This window comes from Falsihalocynthiibacter sp. BN13B15, from assembly GCF_041205415.1.
GTDB classification, from domain to species: domain Bacteria; phylum Pseudomonadota; class Alphaproteobacteria; order Rhodobacterales; family Rhodobacteraceae; genus Falsihalocynthiibacter; species Falsihalocynthiibacter arcticus.
Genome location: NZ_JBGFCE010000001.1, coordinates 367,771 through 386,466 on the forward strand (window position 1 = coordinate 367,771; position 18,696 = coordinate 386,466).

An 18,696-nucleotide genomic window follows, 5' to 3' on the forward strand; every position below is an offset into this window, starting at 1 on the left:
ATGATACCAACAATCAAACAATCCCCTGCGTTTTCAATCACCTATGGCGCTTATGTTGCGTTGTTCTTCATCTATCTTTCGCTGCCGCTTGTGGTCGTATCCGTTTTTGCCTTCAACGACAGCTTGTTTCCGTCGTTGCCGTGGAAGGGGTTCACGTTGGACTGGTTCTTCGGAACTGAATTGCCCAACCGTGGCGTTTTTTATGAAAGCAGTATCCTGACGTCCATCGGCACGTCCGCCTTTGTCGCGGTTTGCGTTTCGGTTTTGTCGGTTTTCGTTGGCACGTGTAATGCGTTCCTTTTTAACCGCTATGAGTTTCGCTTCAAAAGCGCTCTCTATATCTTGATGCTTTTACCACTGGTGATACCCGGGATTGTCTTGGGTATCTCGATTCTGGTGTTTTCATCAACTTTGGCGAACGGAATTGAAGACAACTTGGGTATGGACATTGAGGCGTTGCGGCCCGGTCTTGCTTTGGTGATCCTCGGCCAGTTTTCCTTTATTACAACGATCGCGACGCTTGTCATTTCAGCACGACTCAAGAAGTTTGACCACAGCCTTGAGGAGGCAGCACTTAGTCTCGGGGCTGCTCGGATGACGGCGGTAAGAACGATTACTTTGCCTTATTTGCGCCCCGCAATCTTAGGAGCGCTCCTCGTTGCATCCTTAATGAGTTTTGAAAACTTCAACACGACTCTGATGCTCGTCGGCTCGGACTCGCCGTTGACCATCACCATGTTTGACCGCCTCAGGGAAGGGTCTACGCCCGTCCTAAACGCGGTTTCGTTGTTGCTCATGCTGGGATCTTCTCTGCTTGCCCTCACAATGATCGCCTTTCAGCGCAAAGCCTAGTTAGGCGTTTACTCAGAGAGTTTCGGGCAATTCCGAAAATACCCCCCCATCAATCCTGAGGGTTAGCGGGATGGAGTTGAACGGTGGACGCCTGATCATAGGCACTTCTTTCTACAGCCGATCGCGCGCAAAACAGTGGTTTTACATTGGCGAACTTAGCATGACCCTAATTCAAAACAGTGACGCGGTGCCCGATGCGCGTCAAGAAAGTGTCCAATCGTGTCGCAAAATCCTCAGGGGCTTCGACCATAGCGAGGTGACCAGCACGTGGCATGATTTGGAACTCTGAGCCCTTGATGACATCCACCGTTTCCCGCATGAGGTCTGGCGGGAAAAGTAAGTCGTTATAGGCGGAAATTCCGAGGGTTGGCAGGCTTAAGCCGGATATCGGCGTATAGAAATCGGTGCCAGAAAGCGCTTCGATCCCCGCGATAAACCCCTCCGGGCTAGTGGAATCGAGCATGTGCCGCCATGGCATATATGTGGTCGTTGTGCGAGCTTGTTTGCTAAACCATCCGTCCCACAGGGACTGGCTAATTTGGGGCATTCCGCCTTGTTCTAAGCGATCGATCTGGGCATCCCAATGGGCTTTGGTGCCGAGTTTTGCGGCGGAGTTTAGAAGGACAAGGCCACGCACGAGGTCTAGCCGTTTGATCGCCAAGCCTTGGGCAATCATCCCGCCCAAACCAACCCCGACGACCACGGCATCGAGCAGCATTAGCCCCTCCATGAGCAGCTCCGCGTCGCGAATGAGCGCACCCATGGAGCCACGGCCACTGGGGGCGTCACTTGCCCCATGCCCGCTCAGATCATAAGTGATGATGCGGCAATCCTGTCGACTGTTTAAGGCGTTTATGGCGTCCAGCCAGACGCTCCGCTCCATTCCCAGCCCATGAATGAACACGACGGGCGAGCCATCGGGATTTCCGAATTCGGAATGAAGCGTTGATCGGGGAGGAGTCGATAGGTTCGCCATGATTGATGCCATTTGTTGAAAACGTGAAGGTTCAATCTAACGTTTGGAGGGCAGCTTTGAAAGTCGCGGGGTCGGTGTTTCCGCCAGTCGCGATGCAAATGACATGCGCGCCTGAAAGCTCGTTTCCATGGAAAAGCGCCGCCGCAAGCGATACCGCGCCACCTGGTTCAATGACAATACGAAGGCGCTGAAAGGCTAGTGCCATTGCCTGCAAAACTTCTAGTTCCGTAACCACAATGCCCGACCCGCAAAGTCGTTTAAGAATTGGAAATGTGATTTGTCCAGGTGACGGGGTTAAAATGGCGTCGCAGATTGAGCCTGACGCTGATTTGTTCGTCTGATGTACACCTGTTTCCAGCGAACGGGTCACGTCGTCAAACCCCTCTGGCTCCACGGGTCTCACGGTAAAACGGGGAGCGGTTTTTTCAAGGGCGAGGGCCACACCAGACGTTAAACCACCGCCGCCGCAGCAGACCAGAACATCTGCTTCTAGGATGTCCTCAACCTGCGCTTGCTGCGCGATTTCAAGCCCGACGCTCCCTTGCCCTGCGATAACTTCTGGATCATCGAATGGCTTGATGAGCGACAGGTTTTTCTCGCGTCTGAGCGCCTCTCCTAGGGCGTCGCGGTCTTGGGTGGAACGGTCGTACAATATGACTTCTGCTCCCAATGCCCGCGTGTTTTGAATTTTAATTTCGGGCGCATCCGAAGGCATTAAAATGGTCGCAGCAACGCCATGTTTTTGCGCAGCATATGCGACGCCTTGGGCGTGGTTGCCGCTGGAGTAGGCCAAAATGCCGCGCGATTTCTCCTCGTCATTCAAGGCGGAAACCGCTGCCCAGCCACCTCGGAATTTAAACGAACCCGTGTGCTGGAGACATTCTGCTTTAACCCAAACCTGTCGTCCGGCGATCTTATCCAGAAAGGGAGAGGAGAGGAGCGGTGTGACGCGCGCACGCCCGTTTAAGCGGATTGCAGCGGCTTGGATTCGGTCAAAGTTCACTGCATTTTTCCCAACCACGAACGGATCAATTCCAAGCTCTCAGGCTCATCCAGAAATGGAATATGGCCTCGGTCCGCGACTTGCGTGAAAAACATATCGGGGCGACGTCTCAGCATTTCCTCGGCTGTTTCCCGCGATAATAGGTCGGAAGTCTCGCCACGTAAAAGGGCGGTTGGAAGGCCATCCAATGCGTCGAAATAGGGCCATAAATCGGGCGCAGGGGCATTAAATGTGGCCAGCACGGTATCCGTCAATCGGGGGTCATATCGCAGCGCGAGGCCGTCATCTGTTTGCGCTAATTGGTTCTGCACTTCTTCCTGCCAGCGCGACATCGGGACATTACGAAATCCCGTGAGATAGTTCGCCCTAGCTACCGCAGCGTCTTGGTAGTTTTTCTGCGCGGGAGGGCGTCCCAAATACTGTGCGATATCATCGAGTCCCGTTTGTTCAATCACGGGGCCGATGTCGTTTAGGCAAACCCCAAGCAAGCGGTTCTTGGCGGCACGGGCAAGACCCATTGCGATGAGGCCCCCTCTGGAGGTCCCTAAAAGCGCGGCTTTTTCGAGATCAAGGTAGTCCATCAAGGCCAGAATGTCACCTGCCTCGACGGGAACCGTGTATGTGGCCGGATCGGCCCAGTCTGATTTTCCCCGACCACGATAATCGGGGCGAATGATGCGAATGTTTGGGAAGTGCGGGACCAGATAGTCGAAATCTTGTGCATTTCTGGTCAGGCCGGGGAGGCAGATGACGGGAAGACCAGCGCCTTGGTCCATATAATTTAGCGTGAGGCCATCAACGCTTTTGTAGGTGTGATTCATAGAGATTTTGCCAATTCAGGGATGTTTTTGAGGTCGGAAAGAGTGTTTTTAGGCGTCCAAGGAAGGCGATCCATCGGCTCTTTTGAGCGGTTCACCCAAACAGTTTGAAAGCCATATCCAGTCGCGGCAGCAGCGTCCCAACCGTTTGAAGATACAAATAAAACTTCGTCATTTGCACAACCAAAACGCTTCCCGACAAGGTCATAAACCGACTTATGTGGCTTAAAGACGCCCACGGATTCGACCGAAAGGTTGTCATCCAATAGGTCTGCGAGGCCCGCAGAAGTTACCGCTCCTGAAAGCATTTCGGGAGACCCGTTTGAGAGAATGGCGGTGTTTAATCCCGCCGTCTTGAGGGCGGCAAGCATAGTGGGGACTTCGGGGTAAGCCGAGAGCTCCCAGTAGAGTTGCAGGAGGCGTTCGCGCAGGTCTGGATCGTCAATGGCGCTGTTTTCGAGGGCCCAATCTAGGCCGTTCTGGGTGACCTCCCAAAAGTCGTCATGCGCATCGGCAACCGCCCGTAACCATGTGTATTGCAACTGTTTCAGACGCCAATCGCTTGCGACCCTGGGCCAAAGCTTGGCGAAGTCTTCGCGACCGGGCTCTGCTGCGGCCTCGCGCGCAGCGGCAGCCACGTCAAAAAGTGTTCCGTAGGCGTCAAAGATGCAAGTTGTGATGGTCATGGTGCCCTCCCTTTTGCCGGAGTTTGGCACGGGGGCCTAGGCGCGGAAAGCGAAATTTCATAAAAGACTGAGGGTTTACAGTTGGCACATAATCCCTAGAGTGCCCGTTTTTCAGATAGCGGTTAGAGCCGCGCACTGATGGATATTGAAAGGGCACGAGATGAAAATAGTTGAAAAGGGCGATAAAATCGCACTTCACTACACGGGTACGCTGGACGACGGGAGTGTTTTTGATACTTCGGAGGGGCGCGGTCCCCTTGAGTTTACGGTCGGAAGTGGCGAGGTGATTGTTGGTCTCGACAAAGAATTGCCCGGTATGAACGTGGGCGACAAAAAGACAATTAAGGCCGTTGCCGAAGAGGCTTATGGCCCCTTGCAAGACAACGCACGCCAACCTGTGCCGCGTGATCAATTCCCTGATGATGTTCCGATGGAAATTGGAACGGCATTGCAAATGCAAACGCCTGAAGGCGGGATTGTCATGGTGACGATCGCAGAAGTTGGTGACGATTCTGTGGTTTTGGATGCGAACCATCCACTGGCCGGTAAGGACCTTACCTTCGCGATTGAACTGGTTTCGATTGCGTAAACAAAAAGCGCCGCTGAGGATCTCAGCGGCGCAATTTTTTAAAGTTTTTAAACACTCAAAGGGGTGCCTTTTTAAACTTTTTAAAGATTATCTGGCTGCGGCATGCCGAGCACATGGTAGCCACCATCGACCCGAATGATTTCGCCCGTTGTGCAGGCGCCCCCATCAGATGCCAGATAGACCGCCGTCGCGCCGATGGACTCCAAAGTTGCATTCGCGCGCATTGGGGCGTTGGCTTCGGTTTGACGGAAGGTCGCGCGCGCGCCGCCAATGGCGGCACCAGCGAGCGTTTTCATTGGACCGGGGGAAATCGCGTTGACGCGGATTCCGTCGGGGCCAAGGTCGTTGGCAAGATAGCGCACTGCTGCTTCGAGCGCGGCTTTGGCAACGCCCATCACATTGTAGAACGGTGTCACGCGATTTGACCCTTGGTAGGTCAGGGTCAGGATCGTGCCGCCGTCGGTCATCAAAGGGGCTGCGCGGCGGGCCACTTCGATGAGGGAATAACAGCTGATGTCGAGAGTCTTTTTGAAGTTCTCGCGGCTGGTATTTACGAAGCGTCCCGTGAGCTCGTTTTTATCCGAGAAGGCAATGGCATGGACGATGAAATCGATCTTGCCCCATTTTGCTTCGAGTTCGGCAAAGGCGCTATCAAGCGAAGCATCGTCGGTGACGTCAACATCCACCATGAAGTCGCTACCGAGGGTTTGGGCGAGGGGAAGTACCCGCTTGCCGAAAGCTTCACCTTGGTAGGTGAAAGCCAGTTCAGCGCCTTCTTCGGACAAAGCTTTTGCAATGCCCCAAGCAATCGACCGTTCGTTGGCGACCCCCATGACGAGGCCACGTTTTCCGTTCATCAAATTCGCCATGTGGCAATTACCCGTGGTATTTGCTCATGACGAGGGTGGCGTTTGTGCCCCCAAATCCAAAGCTGTTGGAAAGGAAGGTATCGATTTCGACGTTCTCGCGCAGAGTTTGGACGATTTCGCCCTCGTTGATTGCGGGGTCAAGTTCGGTGATGTTTGCCGAAGCCGCGATGAAACCCTTTTGTTGCATGATCAGCGAGTAGATTGCCTCATGCACGCCGGTTGCGCCGAGCGAGTGGCCGGTGAGTGATTTGGTTGAAGCCATTGGTGGGGTGGAACCCTCGCCAAATACACGGCGCACCGCGTTTACTTCGGTCACGTCGCCCGCAGGTGTGGAGGTGCCGTGAGCGTTGATGTAATCCACGGAGCGGCCTTTTTCCAAGGTGCCGAGCGCCAGTTTCATCGAACGTTCGCCGCCTTCACCAGACGGAGCCACCATGTCGTGGCCGTCGGATGTTGCGCCATAACCTGTGACTTCTGCGTAGATTTTCGCGCCGCGGGCTTTTGCGTGCTCAAGCTCTTCGAGGACAACAACACCGCCGCCGCCGCCGATGACAAAACCGTCGCGTGTGGCGTCAAACGGGCGAGAGGCCGTTGTTGGGGTGTCGTTATATTTGCTCGACATGGCGCCCATCGCGTCAAACAGACAGCTCAAAGTCCAGTCAACCTCTTCGCCACCACCGGCAAAGACGATGTCTTGTTTGCCAAGTTGAATTTGCTCAACGCCGTTGCCGATACAATGCGCAGATGTGGAGCAGGCGGACGTGATGGAGTAGTTCACGCCCTTGATTTTAAACGGAGTCGCAAGGCAGGCAGAGTTGGTCGAACTCATGCAGCGGGTGACCATGAAGGGCCCCATACGCTTGGGCGCGCCTTTTTCTTTGACGGTCGTAAAGGCCGAGAAGAAGTTCGACGTGGACGGACCACCAGAGCCCATAACGAGGCCTGTGCGCTCGTTAGAAACGTCGGTTGGCTCCAAGCCCGCGTCGGCGATTGCTTGTTCCATCGCGAGGTAGTTATAGGCAGCACCCGGTCCCATGAACCGCAACTGGCGTTTGTCGATGGATTCAGCGAGGTCAATTTGCGGAATACCAGCAACTTGGCTGCGAAAGCCATTTTCGGCATAGGTTTCTTCGCGAATAATACCCGATTTGCCCGCCCGAAGGGAGGCTTCAACTTCAGCAACAGAATTTCCGATGGGGGAAATAATGCCCATCCCTGTGACAACGACTCTACGCATGGGTGTCCTTTCGTAAGGTTCGGTTTGTTAAGCTTATTCGGCCGGAGCCAAACCAACCTTCATGTTTTTAACTTCGTAAACTTGTTCGCCATCGGCAAAGAGAACGCCGTCAGCCAAGGCAACTTTGATCTTAGCGCGGTCGATAACCTTGGTAAAATCAACTTTATATGTGAGCAATTTGCGGGTGGGGGTCACTTTGCCCGTCAATTTCACTTCACCGACGCCAAGCGCCATGCCTTGGCCTGTCATACCGCGCCAACCGAGGTTGAAGCCTGTGAGCTGCCAAAGGCCATCTAGGCCGAGGCATCCGGGCATAATTGGGTTGCCGGGGAAGTGGCACTCAAAAAACCAGAGGTCGGGTGTGATGTCGAATTCGGCAACCACATGGCCTTTGCCGTGAAGTCCGCCGTCCGCGCTGATGTCTGTGATGCGATCCATCATCAACATTGGCGGCATTGGTAATTGCGCGTTACCGGGGCCAAAAAGCTCGCCCTGTGCGCATTTTATAAGATCTTCTTTGTCGAAGCTGCTCGGAAAATTAGCCATTCGGCCTTGCCCCCATATATTGTGTGCCAATTGTACACTTCCTCTTTACCATCCCGCTACTTAGGCTGGCAAGGGTTCGCACAATATACGTGTTTATGTCCGCGTAAAAAAAACCTGTTTGAAAAATGCTGTAAAAACCCCTTATATGGTGGGGAACTTAGTCAAAGGCACCTATGGAAACCGCGGCACCTCTTCTTACACCAGACTCAAAAGAGATTAGTTCTTTGTGGCTGTCCTGTGCTGGCTTGCGTCCAACGCGCCAGCGCCTGTCCTTGGCGGAACTGTTGGTCGGCGACGGCAATGATCGTCATGTAACCGCAGAGAGCCTGTATGAATCCGCGAGTGAGGCGGGCGAAAAAGTGTCGCTGGCGACGGTTTATAATACGCTGAAAGCGTTTTGCGAAGCGGGGCTGTTACGCGAAATCATTGTGGATGGTTCAAAAAGCTATTTTGACACCAACATGAGTGATCACCCGCATTTTTTCTGGGAAGATGAAGCTATTTTGACGGATGCCCCAAAAGAACAACTGGTTTTGGCGCAGATTCCCGATGCGCCAGCGGGGGCCGAAATCTCCAAAGTTGATGTGGTTATTCGGTTGCGCAGAAAATAGCGGTTGCTAGAACCACTGACCGGGTTCCATCAGGCCTAGATCCATAAGTTGTTGGCCATGCCATTTAAAGGGTATGGAATTGTGCCATTTAAAGGTGTCAATCTCGATTGATGAGCCAGGGTTGAGTTTCAAGGCCTTCGCGACCCGAAAACTGCAAACAGCCGCCGTAAGATTGTGATGCCATGGGCAAGCATAGGTGTTGTATTCTTCATCAGAGAAGGTGTGATCCTCGCGGAGTTTGAGTCCTGCTTTTGCCCGAAAGATTGAAATTCGGTCTATTTTGCGGTTTTTCACGGGAATGTGTTCTTCGAACCGCCATCTTAAGCCGCCAAAGAAATCGAGTTGGCGTTCTTTTGGGTGGTTGTGAGTGGCGGCGTCCGCACGGGCGAGGGCGTAATAGCCCGATTTATCGATATGCGCCCCTTCGAGGGTGACGGCATTGGGGAATTTTTCCAAATCAAGGGCGTATAAATCGACAACATAGGTCAGCATGGAATCGCGCCGCTCTTCTGTGTGATAGGCGAGCATTTCGCCAATCGTGCGGTTTTCTGAAAAGGGAAAAAAGAGGTACTCAGCGTTATAGCAGTAGTAAATCCATTGCCCGATGGCCGCGTCATTGACGCGATTTACAATTGTCTGGGTTGCGTTTTTTTCGAACAAATTGGCGGTGATGCAATGGACTTTTTCTTTGAATTCGACGGGAAGTTCCAATCCGCGAGGCGCGAACAGCAAGACCGTTTTAAAACCAAGGGCAAGGTGATGGCGAATCGTCGTATCAACTTCAACAAGGTCTTCCATAAGAAGAATTGCGATCGGCCCTTTGGTCAAAGCATCGCCACTATTTTGTAGGAATTCCTGAAGGTTAGAATATTGCATGACGCTGCCCGTATTGTTTTCCTCAATTTCTGCGAATTCTCTTGTTATTGCAAGCGTTGCAGGTGCGCTCATAGTTGTGTAGGGACACAGAGTTACTCCCCGATGAATCCATGAGGCCTGTTATGTCTGTTCCAAAGAAGCTGTTTATCAAAACATATGGTTGCCAGATGAACGTCTATGACAGTGAGCGCATGGCGGAGAGTTTGAGTGGCGTTGGCTATGAAACGACCGATGATGCGGCCTCTGCCGATATGATCATGCTTAACACCTGTCACATTCGCGAAAAAGCAGCCGAGAAGGTCTATTCGGAACTTGGGCGCTTGAAGGTTCATAAGGAAAACAATCCGAACCTCAAAATTGCTGTTGCTGGATGTGTGGCGCAGGCCGAGGGCGAAGAAATCGTCCGTCGCCAGCCTGCTGTGGATCTTGTTGTTGGACCGCAAAGCTATCACCGCCTGCCCGAAATGGAGGCACTTATTCGTCAGGGCAAGCGCGCGCTTGATACGGATTTTCCCGAAGAGGATAAGTTCGAGAAACTGCCTAATCGCCCGAAAGCGGCACGTGGTCCTACGGCGTTTTTGACCGTCCAAGAGGGCTGTGACAAGTTCTGCGCATTTTGCGTAGTGCCTTATACACGCGGCGCAGAAGTGAGCCGCCCTGTGGATCGTATCCTGACGGAAGCGCGTGATTTGGTCGAACGTGGGGTGCGTGAAATCACCCTATTGGGGCAAAATGTGAATGCTTATCATGGCATTGGGCCGGATGGTGACACGACGCTCGATAAGCTGATTTGGGCGTTGAACGATGTCGATGGTTTGGAGCGTATTCGCTTCACCACGAGCCACCCAAACGACATGACGGATGCCCTTATTGCCGCCCACGGCGAATGCGAAAAACTGATGCCGTATCTGCATCTTCCTGTGCAAAGTGGCAGTGACAAAATCCTCAAACGGATGAATCGCAATCACACGGCCGAGAGTTACCTTAAGGTGATCGAACGCATTCGGGCGGCGCGTCCGGATATTCTTCTTTCGGGTGATTTTATCGTGGGCTTCCCTGAGGAGACCGAAGCCGATTTTGAGGCAACGATGGAGCTTGTACGGCAAGTGCGTTATGGCCAAGCCTATTCGTTCAAATACTCCTCGCGGCCCGGAACGCCAGCGGCGGAACGCCCCCTTGTTGACGTCGCTGAAGCCAATGATCGTTTGCAACGTTTGCAAGCGTTGTTGAGTTCGCAACAATACGCGATTCAGGATGAGATGGTCGGGCGGGACGTCAGCGTTTTGTTTGAACGGGAAGGGCGTATGGAGGGGCAAATGGTTGGAAAATCCGAGTATTTGCATGCCGTTCACGTGACGGCTCCGAACGCCAAACGTGGGGATATCGCGCGGGTGAGAATCATCAACACAGAGCGCAACTCCCTCGGCGGAAAATTGCTCGACTAGGGCGGCGTTGCCGTGCTTTCAACGTTGGGTTGAGAGGAATAGCGGAAACCGTTTCTCGGACAGGGCTAGTCTTGGAATTTGCTCGCAACTGTTTCTTGTGTCTCCACAGTATTCCCATTGTCTGCTTTCAAAAAACCTAAATATTGATAAAGTTCCTTTAGGTTTTATAAGCACCTAAAGTGGTATCACAGTATTCTTCTGTGCTGCGTTTCACAAAAAGGGACGGGAATGATAAGTAGAATTTTTATAAGCGCTTTGCGCGTAGTGGTCGTCGGGATTGCGATTTTCGGAGTGAGCGTTACCGTACCTAATGGCGCGTCGGCTCAAAACACGATCAAAACGGATCGCTATAAGCCTGCGTTGGGTGTTACGCCGGATGGTTGTCAGGTTTGGATGATCGATGACGGCTGGGAAGGCTATGCTTGGAACCGGACAGACCGCGACGGAAAGCCAATTTGTGGCGAAACTGCCGTTTGTTTTAGTGAGCCTTCCGATAATCTATTCACAACCGCGAGTGGTAATTTGCGCCCAGGTCAGCGCGAGCGTTTGACCAAGTTTTTCAAACAAGAGGGCGTGTATTCATACGCAATCAACGGTTACACAGACTCGCGCGGATCTTATGAGTCCAACATCAAACTTTCTGGCTGGCGGGCGAAAACTGTTGCTGAGGTTGCCCAAGCGGCTGGTGCAAAGGTAACGGCCATTCGAGCACTTGGTGAACAATATCCGCGTGCGGCAAATAATACATCCGCAGGGATGCAACAAAATCGCAGGGTGGAAATTTTCTGTCACCGAAACATCGGGGGGTATTAATCTGATGGCACTTAAAGGTTTTACTCTTGTTGCGGCAGTAGCTGTCGCCGTTTCGGCTTGTACGCCAAAGACTGATCAATCGGTCGACCGCTTTATTGATTCCGGTTCCCTTGCAAGTAAAGTTAAATGGGGTGTCTATGTCGATCCAGATGGGTGTGACACTTGGATCGCCGATGACGGTATCGAAGGGTACGCGGTTGCGCGATTGGAACCACGTACCGGCGCACGCGTTTGCTCGGGTATATTGCCGGTTGGCGAGGCTGCGGGCCATAATGGTGGTCGCTCCGACCCAATCTAGCCAAATTTTCAGCGACTTTAGCGGCCATCGTGGAAACACGGTGGCCGTTTTTGTATCAGAATCGTGAAACTTGTTTCTGACCCCTTGCACCCTAGGCCGCAAGTTGGCAACATTGAATGGAACACAGTCCTAGGGAGTCCTTTTTGGGAACAAAATCCTCGCAACGCCCGATAGCCGGTGACGCAGTCACTAGAATTCACGTTGAATTTCCTGACAATCGTTTGCTGATAAGTCTTTGTGGTCCGTACGATAGCCATTTGGCGAAAATTGAAACTGACTTAACAGTTCAGATCGTTCGCCGCGGCAATCATCTTGATATTATGGGCGAGCCCGATTCCATAGAAAAAGCCAAGGATGTTCTCTCGTCGCTATATTTGCGTCTAGAAGGCGGCGGCGATGTTGAAAGCGGCCAAATAGATGGTGAAATCCGCATGGGGGGAGCTGATAAAGGAACTGGTGTCCTCACTGGAGACCAGCTTGAGTTATCTGTTGGCGATAAGGTCGAGATCAAAACGCGTAAGAAGCTCGTTGAGCCCAGAACTGAAGCGCAAAAAGCCTATGTGAAGTCTCTGTTTGACAATGAGCTTGTTTTTGGGATCGGACCTGCAGGGACGGGGAAAACATATCTGGCGGTGGCCGTCGGGGTGAATATGTTTATCAACGGGCATGTAGATAAAATAATCTTGTCACGGCCCGCGGTCGAAGCTGGCGAAAAATTGGGTTATTTGCCTGGCGACATGAAAGACAAAGTCGATCCGTATATGCAGCCGCTTTACGACGCGCTCAATGATTTTTTGCCTTCAAAACAAGTAGCTAAGCTGATTGAGGACAAGAAGATTGAAATTGCTCCCTTGGCTTTTATGCGAGGGCGTACATTGTCCAACGCTTTTGTTGTTTTGGATGAGGCACAGAATGCGACGACGATGCAAATGAAGATGTTCCTCACCCGTCTAGGGCAGGGGAGTCGCATGGTGATTACGGGTGACCGCACACAGATCGACCTTCAGCGAGGGATCAAAAGCGGCTTGAGAGAAGCAGAAGAATTGTTGAAAAATATCCAGAAAATCGACTTCAATTACTTCACGTCCAAAGATGTTGTACGCCATCCGTTGGTTGCACGCATTATTGAGGCCTATGAAAGTTCCGATGAAACAAATCGTTGATATTACGACGGAAGACGCACGTTGGGATGATGTTGGGATTGAGAAATTGGCGCAGCGCGCTGCGGCGGCGACTCTTGGCTTCCTCAAAATTTCCGATGGGTTTGAGATCAGCCTTCTGGCCTGCGATGACAATCGTATTGCGGAATTGAATTCGGAGTTTCGCGATAGAGGCGACGCGACGAATGTATTATCGTGGCCGAGCGAAGAGCGAGCTGCGGAAATCGATGGGGAATCGCCAGAAAATCCAGAACCGGATTCGCAATCCGCAGATTTTGGCATGCCGGATGAGTTGGGCGATATTGCGATTTCGTATGACACCTGTGCGCGTGAAGCTGCCGATGAAAGCAAGCCAATCAACCACCATGTAACCCATTTGATTGTGCACGGGGTCCTTCATTTGTTGGGTTACGATCACATTCGCGAAAAAGATGCGGATTTAATGGAAGGTTTAGAGCGGGACATACTTGAAACTTTATCTATTCCAGACCCATATAAAACATAGTATTAACTATTTTTCGTTAACGAAGCATATGTGCACATTCGTACTATGTATTTTGGAAAGGGCCCATGGGCGACACTCAATCAATCGATGGAGGGAGCGAAGACTCCTCTAGCGCAGCGCAGAGCGCGCAAACTGAAGAAATCCCTCCGGAGACACGCGGCTTTTTTAGCCGCATCGTTGGCGCCCTGAGCCCGACAGAAGAAACCCAGATCGTTGATAGTCCAACGGATGTGCCGCGAACACCGGCACAATCTGGCGGCGGTATGATTAATTTGCGGCGTCTTAACCTCGAGGATGTAGCTATCCCCAAGGCGGAAATCGTTTCTGTTCCAAAAGACATAGACAAGGACGCTTTGGTGTCCCTGTTTCGCGAGTCCGGATTGACGCGCTTACCTGTTTTTGACGGTACATTGGATACGCCCATTGGCCTGATCCACCTCAAAGACTTGGCGCTTCAGCATGGATTTAACGGCGACCGCTCCAGAAAATTTGCGTTAGAGCCACTTTTACGGCCCCTTATTTTTGCGCCGCCCTCAATGCCAATCGGCGTTTTGCTGCAAAGAATGCAGAGCGAACGTCGCCACATGGCGTTGATTATTGATGAATATGGTGGAGTCGACGGATTGGTCACCCTTGAGGATTTGATCGAGCAAGTTATTGGCGAGATCGAAGACGAGCATGACATCGAAGAAGACACCTACTGGAATTTGGAAAAAAATGGCTGCTATTTGGTGCAGTCACGCACCCCGCTTGAGGATTTTGAAAACGAGATCGGCGTGGATTTGCGGTCGGTCGTGGATGAGGACGAGGTTGATACCCTTGGTGGGCTTGTGTTTCTTTTGTCGGGGCATGTTCCGTCCCGTGGCGAGGTTGTGCGTCATCCCAATGGGGTCGAGTTTGAGATCGTCGACGCCGATTTGCGTAAGATAAAACGTCTTCGGGCGCGGATCGTTGAACCTGTGGATGGCTAGCATTTTGCGGCCTTCCGCGTTTAAGGCGACATTGCTTTTTGGGGCATTGGCTGGGGGCGCAATGGCGCTTGGCCAAGCTCCGTTCTCGCTGTGGTGGCTTGCGGTAATTGGCATCCTCAGCGTTTTTTATCTGAATCTCCGAGTTTCTACCCCGCTACAGGCGGCCCTTTTGGGTTGGCTTGTCGGGACGGTCTACTTCGCGGGATCGCTTTATTGGATCATGGCTCCCTTTCAGGTCGACGCGGCGCGCCATGGTTGGATGGCTCCATTCGCGCTTGTTTTTCTTTCTGCAGGATTGGCGCTCTTGTGGGGTGCCGGATTTGGATGGGCGAAATGGAGAACGCGTTCACCGGGCTTGGCTTTGGCGCTTGGCTGGGCTGCTGCCGAAATGTTGCGCGGTTATTTGTTTACGGGGCTGCCTTGGGGCCTTGTCGGCTATATTTGGGTGGACACACCCGTGGCGCAGGTTGCCTCACTCATTGGACCGTATGGCCTTACTTTCCTGACATTTCTCGTTTTGGGCGGGGGCTTTGGTCTCGCTGGGCGGCAAAAATGGGTGGCGCTTAGTGGCGCGGCACTTGTTGCTGTTATTGCTGTCGTATTTGGCGCTTCGCAACTGTCGAAGGGGCCATCCCTTCGTTTGGATGCTCCCATTATTCGCCTTGTGCAAACCAATGCCGCGCAGCGTGAAAAATGGCAATCAGGCAAAATCTCTTTGTTTTGGGAGCGAAATCTCGCGCTTACGGCGCAAAATTCTGACCACAAACCTGATTTGATTGTTTGGCCTGAAACGGCTGTTCCGTATTTGATGGAGCAGGCGGGCAGGGCCTTTGACGTTATGGTTCAGGCTTCTGGTGGGGTTCCAATTGTCGCGGGTATTCAACGGGAGGATGACGATGGTTTCTATAATTCCATGGTCGTTATTAACGGGGATGGCAGCATTGCGCAGACGTATGACAAAAGCCATCTCGTTCCTTTTGGGGAGTATATTCCTTTTGGTACGGTGGCCCGAAAACTTGGCCTTTCTGGAATCGCGGACCAGTTGGGTGGCGGATATCAAGCTGGAAGTGGTACGCAAATATTGGAGCTTGGCGCGTTGGGGCGCGCGTTGCCGTTAATTTGCTATGAAGCGGTTTTCCCGCGTGATGTACATGTCGCCAAGGATCGGCCTGATTGGATTTTGCATATTACAAATGATGCGTGGTTTGGCAAAAAAGCAGGGCCCTATCAGCATTTAACGCAAGCTAGAATGCGCGCAATTGAACAGGGGCTTCCGGTGGTTCGGGCCGCAAATACAGGGATTTCGGCCGCTATTGACCCTTATGGGCGGGTGATTGATAGTTTACCTTTGGGCGTCGCAGGAGCGCTGGACGTTGCCCTTCCAGCCCCCAATTCTGCCACAGTTTTTAGTAAAACAGGAAATATTCCACTTATTTTCTTTTTCTTTACCCTTATCTTAAGTCTAACAGTGCATAGATACCGACTTTCACGTTGACGCCCATTCATCTCACGGGTAGCGACATTCATCTTTCCCCCACAACGGCTTCCTGAAGTGGCGGGCAACTTTAACTGGAGCAATTCATGTCACGACAAAACTACTTATTCACTTCGGAATCCGTTTCTGAGGGGCATCCAGACAAAGTTTGCGATCGTATTTCCGACGCTATTCTGGACGCATTTCTAGAGCAGGCTCCCGAAGCACGGGTCGCATGCGAAACATTCGCGACTACCAATCGTGTAGTTGTTGGGGGCGAAGTGCGCGGACCCCAGGCGGTTATTGACCGTGTTGAGGACATCGTGCGCGAATGCGTTCGTGACATTGGATATACCCAGAATGGTTTTCATGCGGACACGCTAGAGGTCACCAACCTTTTGCATGAGCAGTCCGTGGATATTTCCATGGGCGTAGATGCGTCGGATGACAAAGAAGAAGGTGCGGGGGATCAAGGGATCATGTTCGGTTATGCCGTAGATGAAACCGAGGTCCTCATGCCCGCGCCAATTCACTACGCGCACGCCATTTTGGCCCGTTTAGCGCAGGAGCGTAAGTCAGGCGTCGGGTCCGCGGCGGTTCTTGGACCGGACATGAAGTCTCAACTTTCGTTGCGGTATGTTGATGGCCGCCCAATCGGCGCGACGTCTATTGTGCTCTCGACGCAGCATTTGGACGAAACACTTACATCCAACGATGTGCGTTCAATTGTTGAACCCTATATTCGTGAAACACTCCCCGAAGGTTGGATAACCAGCGAAACAGAATGGCTGGTGAATCCTACAGGTAAATTTGTCATTGGTGGCCCGGACGGCGATGCGGGTCTTACGGGACGCAAAATCATTGTCGACACATATGGCGGCGCGGCCCCCCATGGCGGCGGTGCGTTTTCTGGCAAAGATCCAACAAAAGTTGATCGTTCTGCTGCTTATGCCGCGCGTTATTTGGCGAAGAACGTCGTGGCTGCGGGACTCGCGACAAAATGCACGTTGCAGCTTGCTTATGCCATCGGCGTTGCCCGTCCCTTGTCGATCTATGTCGATACGCATGGAACTGGTAAGGTTGAGGAGGCCGCGATTGAGGCTGCCATCGCAAAAGCAATGGACCTAACGCCTCGCGGAATTCGCGAACACTTGAAATTGAACCGCCCGATTTATCAACGCACAGCGGCCTATGGCCATTTTGGGCGGACGCCTGATGCGGACGGCGGCTTTAGTTGGGAAAAAACGGACCTTATTGAGGCGATTAAATCCGCCCTTTAAGCGCACTGCTTGACGGCGGCGATTAAATCACTAGGAAAGGCCCCCAACATAGCTTCGGGGCCTTTTTCTATGAATGATGATCACACTGACGACGCCGATCACATTGGCTCGCATCCCACTGGGGCTCCATGGCGCAATTTCTATGGCCGTTTCAAAGGGAAAACCCTACGCGATTCCCAAGAAGAGTATCTTGAGCAAGATCTCGCTTCGCTTTCTCCTGGTAAGGTGACGTGGGAGGAAAATCCTGATCGCGAGAACCTTGATCTTGAAGGTTTGTTTGGCAAGCGCGATGTTTGGCTTGAGATCGGGTTTGGCGGCGGGGAGCATATGGTGCACCAAGCTGTGACCTATCCGGACGTTGGGATCATCGGTTGCGAACCCTATATCAATGGGGTGGCGATGCTTTTGGGGAAAATCCGAACTGCAGGCGTTGAGAACGTCGCCGTGCATCCGGGGGATGTGCGCCATATGTTTGACGTCCTGCCCGAAGCGTCGGTTTCGCGTGCATTTCTGTTGTATCCAGACCCATGGCCCAAACGCCGCCATCATCGCCGCCGCTTTGTGACGCCCGAACATTTGGCGCCTTTAGCGCGCGTGTTGAAACCAAACGCGATTTTTCGGGTGGCGACGGATATTCCTGATTATGTGCGCCAGACGATCAAAGAAGTGCCGCTTCAGGGGTTCACATTGCTCAATCCTGATTCCGCCACGTGGCAGGATAAATGGGACGACTGGATTTCTACGCGCTATGAGCAAAAAGCTTATCGCGAAGGCCGCAAACCACATTATCTGACGTTTCAGCGCAACGCATCCTAAAGCGAACTTTGGTTTATTTTTCTTTCTTTCAACGCCACTGGCTGTAATACCATTTAGCGGCGAAACAAAAAATGCGGGTAGTTTATGCAATTTACGGTGGCGATTGACGGGCCTGCAGCGGCGGGGAAGGGAACGATTTCCAAGGCTGTGGCCGCGCATTTTGGTTTTGCACATCTGGACACGGGCCTTTTGTATCGGGCCGTTGGCGCGCGCGTTATTGGTGGAGATGAGGCGATTTTCGCCGCGCGGTCCCTCGCCGTGTCTGATCTAGAACAATCAAACCTACGCACCAATGAAGTTGCGCATGCGGCCAGTGAAATTGCGGTTATTCCCGAAGTTCGGGCGGCTTTGTTAGAGTTTCAACGTAGTTTCTCTGAGCGCGACGGGGGGGCCGTTTTGGATGGCCGCGATATTGGCACAGTGATTTGCCCAGATGCAGACGTGAAATTGTTTGTGACCGCAAGTGCGCAAGTGCGCGCCGCGCGTCGGTTTCAAGAATTCTCCCAAACGGGCGCAGAAACCAGCCTTTCGGAGGTTCTTGCGGATGTCATCGCGCGGGATAAACGGGATAGCGAGCGCGCAACCGCCCCGTTGGTCGCGGCCTTGGATGCCGTTTTGATCGATACCAGTGATTTGACCATCGAGGCCGCGACTGCGCGGGCGGTGGCGGCCATAGAAGCGGCACTCCAGTCACAGGCGTAATTGCGCCCTGATATGTGCGAAGCCCTTGCCTGCGGGCAGAAATGCTTCTATATAGCGCGTGTCGATAAGGCGGAATCGCCATGCAGCAGAATATACAGGGTCGGGTAATTTACTCCGGCCTATTTTTGTTGGGTGACCCGTCGCATCGGCCAATTCGTAATCCAAAGAC

At 52.6% G+C, this 18,696-nt stretch carries 21 protein-coding genes and 1 riboswitch; of the genes, 13 read left to right on the top strand and 8 right to left on the bottom strand.

Annotation, left to right across the window (positions count from 1 at the left end; translation table 11 throughout):
- The gene (locus tag AB9F26_RS01785) at positions 1–852 is read left to right on the top strand and encodes an ABC transporter permease (protein WP_335585293.1); all 852 of its coding nucleotides are present in this window, start codon (positions 1–3) and stop codon (positions 850–852) included.
- A gap of 166 nt (positions 853–1,018) precedes the next feature.
- On the opposite strand, the gene AB9F26_RS01790 is transcribed toward AB9F26_RS01785, so the two are convergent.
- From AB9F26_RS01790 to AB9F26_RS01805, 4 genes are read right to left on the bottom strand one after another with little or no spacing between them, the layout of a single operon-like run.
- Positions 1,019–1,828: an alpha/beta fold hydrolase gene (locus AB9F26_RS01790; protein ID WP_335585294.1), complete on the bottom strand. Its 810-nt coding sequence runs from the start codon at positions 1,826–1,828 to the stop codon at positions 1,019–1,021.
- A gap of 31 nt (positions 1,829–1,859) precedes the next feature.
- Positions 1,860–2,831 (bottom strand): threonine/serine dehydratase, encoded by a 972-nt coding sequence (locus AB9F26_RS01795; RefSeq protein WP_369767143.1) that lies wholly within the window; start codon positions 2,829–2,831, stop codon positions 1,860–1,862.
- Positions 2,828–3,652 carry an alpha/beta hydrolase gene (locus AB9F26_RS01800; RefSeq protein WP_335585296.1) on the bottom strand — a complete coding sequence of 275 codons (825 nt, stop codon included), beginning with the start codon at positions 3,650–3,652 and terminating at the stop codon, positions 2,828–2,830. The genes AB9F26_RS01795 and AB9F26_RS01800 overlap by 4 nt, the downstream gene beginning before the upstream one ends.
- Positions 3,649–4,335: a haloacid dehalogenase type II gene (locus AB9F26_RS01805; RefSeq protein WP_335585297.1), complete on the bottom strand. Its 687-nt coding sequence runs from the start codon at positions 4,333–4,335 to the stop codon at positions 3,649–3,651. The genes AB9F26_RS01800 and AB9F26_RS01805 overlap by 4 nt, the downstream gene beginning before the upstream one ends.
- Positions 4,336–4,495: 160 nt before the next feature.
- On the opposite strand from AB9F26_RS01805, the gene AB9F26_RS01810 reads away from it, so the two are divergent.
- Positions 4,496–4,924, top strand: coding sequence for a peptidylprolyl isomerase (locus AB9F26_RS01810; RefSeq protein WP_039000742.1), 429 nt, complete (start codon positions 4,496–4,498; stop codon positions 4,922–4,924).
- Positions 4,925–5,004: 80 nt separating this feature from the next.
- Here AB9F26_RS01810 and AB9F26_RS01815 read toward each other — a convergent pair whose 3' ends face one another.
- From AB9F26_RS01815 to fabA, 3 genes are read right to left on the bottom strand one after another with little or no spacing between them, the layout of a single operon-like run.
- Positions 5,005–5,793 (bottom strand): enoyl-ACP reductase, encoded by a 789-nt coding sequence (locus AB9F26_RS01815; protein ID WP_039000743.1) that lies wholly within the window; start codon positions 5,791–5,793, stop codon positions 5,005–5,007.
- Between the two features lie 7 nt (positions 5,794–5,800).
- Positions 5,801–7,030 (bottom strand): beta-ketoacyl-ACP synthase I, encoded by a 1,230-nt coding sequence (fabB, locus tag AB9F26_RS01820; RefSeq protein ID WP_039000744.1) that lies wholly within the window; start codon positions 7,028–7,030, stop codon positions 5,801–5,803.
- Between the two features lie 33 nt (positions 7,031–7,063).
- A complete protein-coding gene (gene fabA / locus AB9F26_RS01825; RefSeq protein ID WP_039000745.1) occupies positions 7,064–7,576 on the bottom strand; it encodes a bifunctional 3-hydroxydecanoyl-ACP dehydratase/trans-2-decenoyl-ACP isomerase in 513 nt (170 codons plus the stop codon).
- Positions 7,577–7,749: 173 nt separating this feature from the next.
- Here fabA and irr point away from each other — a divergent pair, with 173 nt between their 5' ends.
- Positions 7,750–8,187: a Fur family transcriptional regulator Irr gene (gene irr / locus AB9F26_RS01830; RefSeq protein WP_052274647.1), complete on the top strand. Its 438-nt coding sequence runs from the start codon at positions 7,750–7,752 to the stop codon at positions 8,185–8,187.
- A 6-nt stretch (positions 8,188–8,193) separates the two neighbouring features.
- Here irr and AB9F26_RS01835 read toward each other — a convergent pair whose 3' ends face one another.
- Positions 8,194–9,063, bottom strand: a complete 870-nt coding sequence (locus tag AB9F26_RS01835; RefSeq protein ID WP_369767144.1) for a hypothetical protein — start codon at positions 9,061–9,063, stop codon at positions 8,194–8,196.
- Positions 9,064–9,185: 122 nt separating this feature from the next.
- Between AB9F26_RS01835 and miaB the strand changes: the two genes are divergently transcribed.
- From miaB to AB9F26_RS01885, 10 genes are all read left to right on the top strand, one after another.
- A complete protein-coding gene (gene miaB, locus AB9F26_RS01840) occupies positions 9,186–10,508 on the top strand; it encodes a tRNA (N6-isopentenyl adenosine(37)-C2)-methylthiotransferase MiaB (RefSeq protein ID WP_335585300.1) in 1,323 nt (440 codons plus the stop codon).
- A 228-nt stretch (positions 10,509–10,736) separates the two neighbouring features.
- Complete coding sequence (locus AB9F26_RS01845) at positions 10,737–11,321, top strand: OmpA family protein (protein ID WP_335585301.1); 585 nt, start codon at positions 10,737–10,739, stop codon at positions 11,319–11,321.
- Positions 11,322–11,325: 4 nt separating this feature from the next.
- Positions 11,326–11,619 carry a hypothetical protein gene (locus AB9F26_RS01850; RefSeq protein WP_369767145.1) on the top strand — a complete coding sequence of 98 codons (294 nt, stop codon included), beginning with the start codon at positions 11,326–11,328 and terminating at the stop codon, positions 11,617–11,619.
- 116 nt (positions 11,620–11,735) lie between these two features.
- Positions 11,736–12,782, top strand: coding sequence for a PhoH family protein (locus AB9F26_RS01855; protein WP_082802165.1), 1,047 nt, complete (start codon positions 11,736–11,738; stop codon positions 12,780–12,782).
- The gene (gene ybeY / locus AB9F26_RS01860; RefSeq protein WP_369767146.1) at positions 12,766–13,284 is read left to right on the top strand and encodes an rRNA maturation RNase YbeY; all 519 of its coding nucleotides are present in this window, start codon (positions 12,766–12,768) and stop codon (positions 13,282–13,284) included. The genes AB9F26_RS01855 and ybeY overlap by 17 nt, the downstream gene beginning before the upstream one ends.
- A 65-nt stretch (positions 13,285–13,349) precedes the next feature.
- Positions 13,350–14,255 (top strand): transporter associated domain-containing protein, encoded by a 906-nt coding sequence (locus tag AB9F26_RS01865; RefSeq protein WP_369767147.1) that lies wholly within the window; start codon positions 13,350–13,352, stop codon positions 14,253–14,255.
- Complete coding sequence (gene lnt, locus AB9F26_RS01870) at positions 14,248–15,750, top strand: apolipoprotein N-acyltransferase (protein ID WP_369767148.1); 1,503 nt, start codon at positions 14,248–14,250, stop codon at positions 15,748–15,750. The genes AB9F26_RS01865 and lnt overlap by 8 nt, the downstream gene beginning before the upstream one ends.
- A 33-nt stretch (positions 15,751–15,783) precedes the next feature.
- A riboswitch (SAM-SAH riboswitch) is annotated at positions 15,784–15,832 on the top strand.
- Between the two features lie 4 nt (positions 15,833–15,836).
- Positions 15,837–17,009 (top strand): methionine adenosyltransferase, encoded by a 1,173-nt coding sequence (metK, locus tag AB9F26_RS01875; protein ID WP_335585304.1) that lies wholly within the window; start codon positions 15,837–15,839, stop codon positions 17,007–17,009.
- Positions 17,010–17,078: 69 nt separating this feature from the next.
- Positions 17,079–17,825: a tRNA (guanosine(46)-N(7))-methyltransferase TrmB gene (locus tag AB9F26_RS01880; protein ID WP_369767149.1), complete on the top strand. Its 747-nt coding sequence runs from the start codon at positions 17,079–17,081 to the stop codon at positions 17,823–17,825.
- 84 nt (positions 17,826–17,909) lie between these two features.
- Complete coding sequence (locus tag AB9F26_RS01885) at positions 17,910–18,527, top strand: d(CMP) kinase (protein ID WP_369767150.1); 618 nt, start codon at positions 17,910–17,912, stop codon at positions 18,525–18,527.
- Positions 18,528–18,696: the final 169 nt, after the last annotated feature.

Bases quoted from the DNA above. Each gene is read 5' to 3' on its own strand.
- AB9F26_RS01785 (WP_335585293.1), top strand. From the start codon at position 1: ATGATACCAACAATCAAACAATCCCCTGCGTTTTCAATCACCTATGGC.
- AB9F26_RS01790 (WP_335585294.1), bottom strand. From the start codon at position 1,828: ATGGCGAACCTATCGACTCCTCCCCGATCAACGCTTCATTCCGAATTC.
- AB9F26_RS01800 (WP_335585296.1), bottom strand. From the start codon at position 3,652: ATGAATCACACCTACAAAAGCGTTGATGGCCTCACGCTAAATTATATG.
- AB9F26_RS01805 (WP_335585297.1), bottom strand. From the start codon at position 4,335: ATGACCATCACAACTTGCATCTTTGACGCCTACGGAACACTTTTTGAC.
- AB9F26_RS01810 (WP_039000742.1), top strand. From the start codon at position 4,496: ATGAAAATAGTTGAAAAGGGCGATAAAATCGCACTTCACTACACGGGT.
- AB9F26_RS01815 (WP_039000743.1), bottom strand. From the start codon at position 5,793: ATGGCGAATTTGATGAACGGAAAACGTGGCCTCGTCATGGGGGTCGCC.
- fabB (WP_039000744.1), bottom strand. From the start codon at position 7,030: ATGCGTAGAGTCGTTGTCACAGGGATGGGCATTATTTCCCCCATCGGA.
- fabA (WP_039000745.1), bottom strand. From the start codon at position 7,576: ATGGCTAATTTTCCGAGCAGCTTCGACAAAGAAGATCTTATAAAATGC.
- irr (WP_052274647.1), top strand. From the start codon at position 7,750: ATGGAAACCGCGGCACCTCTTCTTACACCAGACTCAAAAGAGATTAGT.
- AB9F26_RS01835 (WP_369767144.1), bottom strand. From the start codon at position 9,063: ATGCAATATTCTAACCTTCAGGAATTCCTACAAAATAGTGGCGATGCT.
- miaB (WP_335585300.1), top strand. From the start codon at position 9,186: ATGTCTGTTCCAAAGAAGCTGTTTATCAAAACATATGGTTGCCAGATG.
- AB9F26_RS01845 (WP_335585301.1), top strand. From the start codon at position 10,737: ATGATAAGTAGAATTTTTATAAGCGCTTTGCGCGTAGTGGTCGTCGGG.
- AB9F26_RS01850 (WP_369767145.1), top strand. From the start codon at position 11,326: ATGGCACTTAAAGGTTTTACTCTTGTTGCGGCAGTAGCTGTCGCCGTT.
- AB9F26_RS01855 (WP_082802165.1), top strand. From the start codon at position 11,736: ATGGAACACAGTCCTAGGGAGTCCTTTTTGGGAACAAAATCCTCGCAA.
- ybeY (WP_369767146.1), top strand. From the start codon at position 12,766: ATGAAACAAATCGTTGATATTACGACGGAAGACGCACGTTGGGATGAT.
- AB9F26_RS01865 (WP_369767147.1), top strand. From the start codon at position 13,350: ATGGGCGACACTCAATCAATCGATGGAGGGAGCGAAGACTCCTCTAGC.
- lnt (WP_369767148.1), top strand. From the start codon at position 14,248: ATGGCTAGCATTTTGCGGCCTTCCGCGTTTAAGGCGACATTGCTTTTT.
- metK (WP_335585304.1), top strand. From the start codon at position 15,837: ATGTCACGACAAAACTACTTATTCACTTCGGAATCCGTTTCTGAGGGG.
- AB9F26_RS01880 (WP_369767149.1), top strand. From the start codon at position 17,079: ATGAATGATGATCACACTGACGACGCCGATCACATTGGCTCGCATCCC.
- AB9F26_RS01885 (WP_369767150.1), top strand. From the start codon at position 17,910: ATGCAATTTACGGTGGCGATTGACGGGCCTGCAGCGGCGGGGAAGGGA.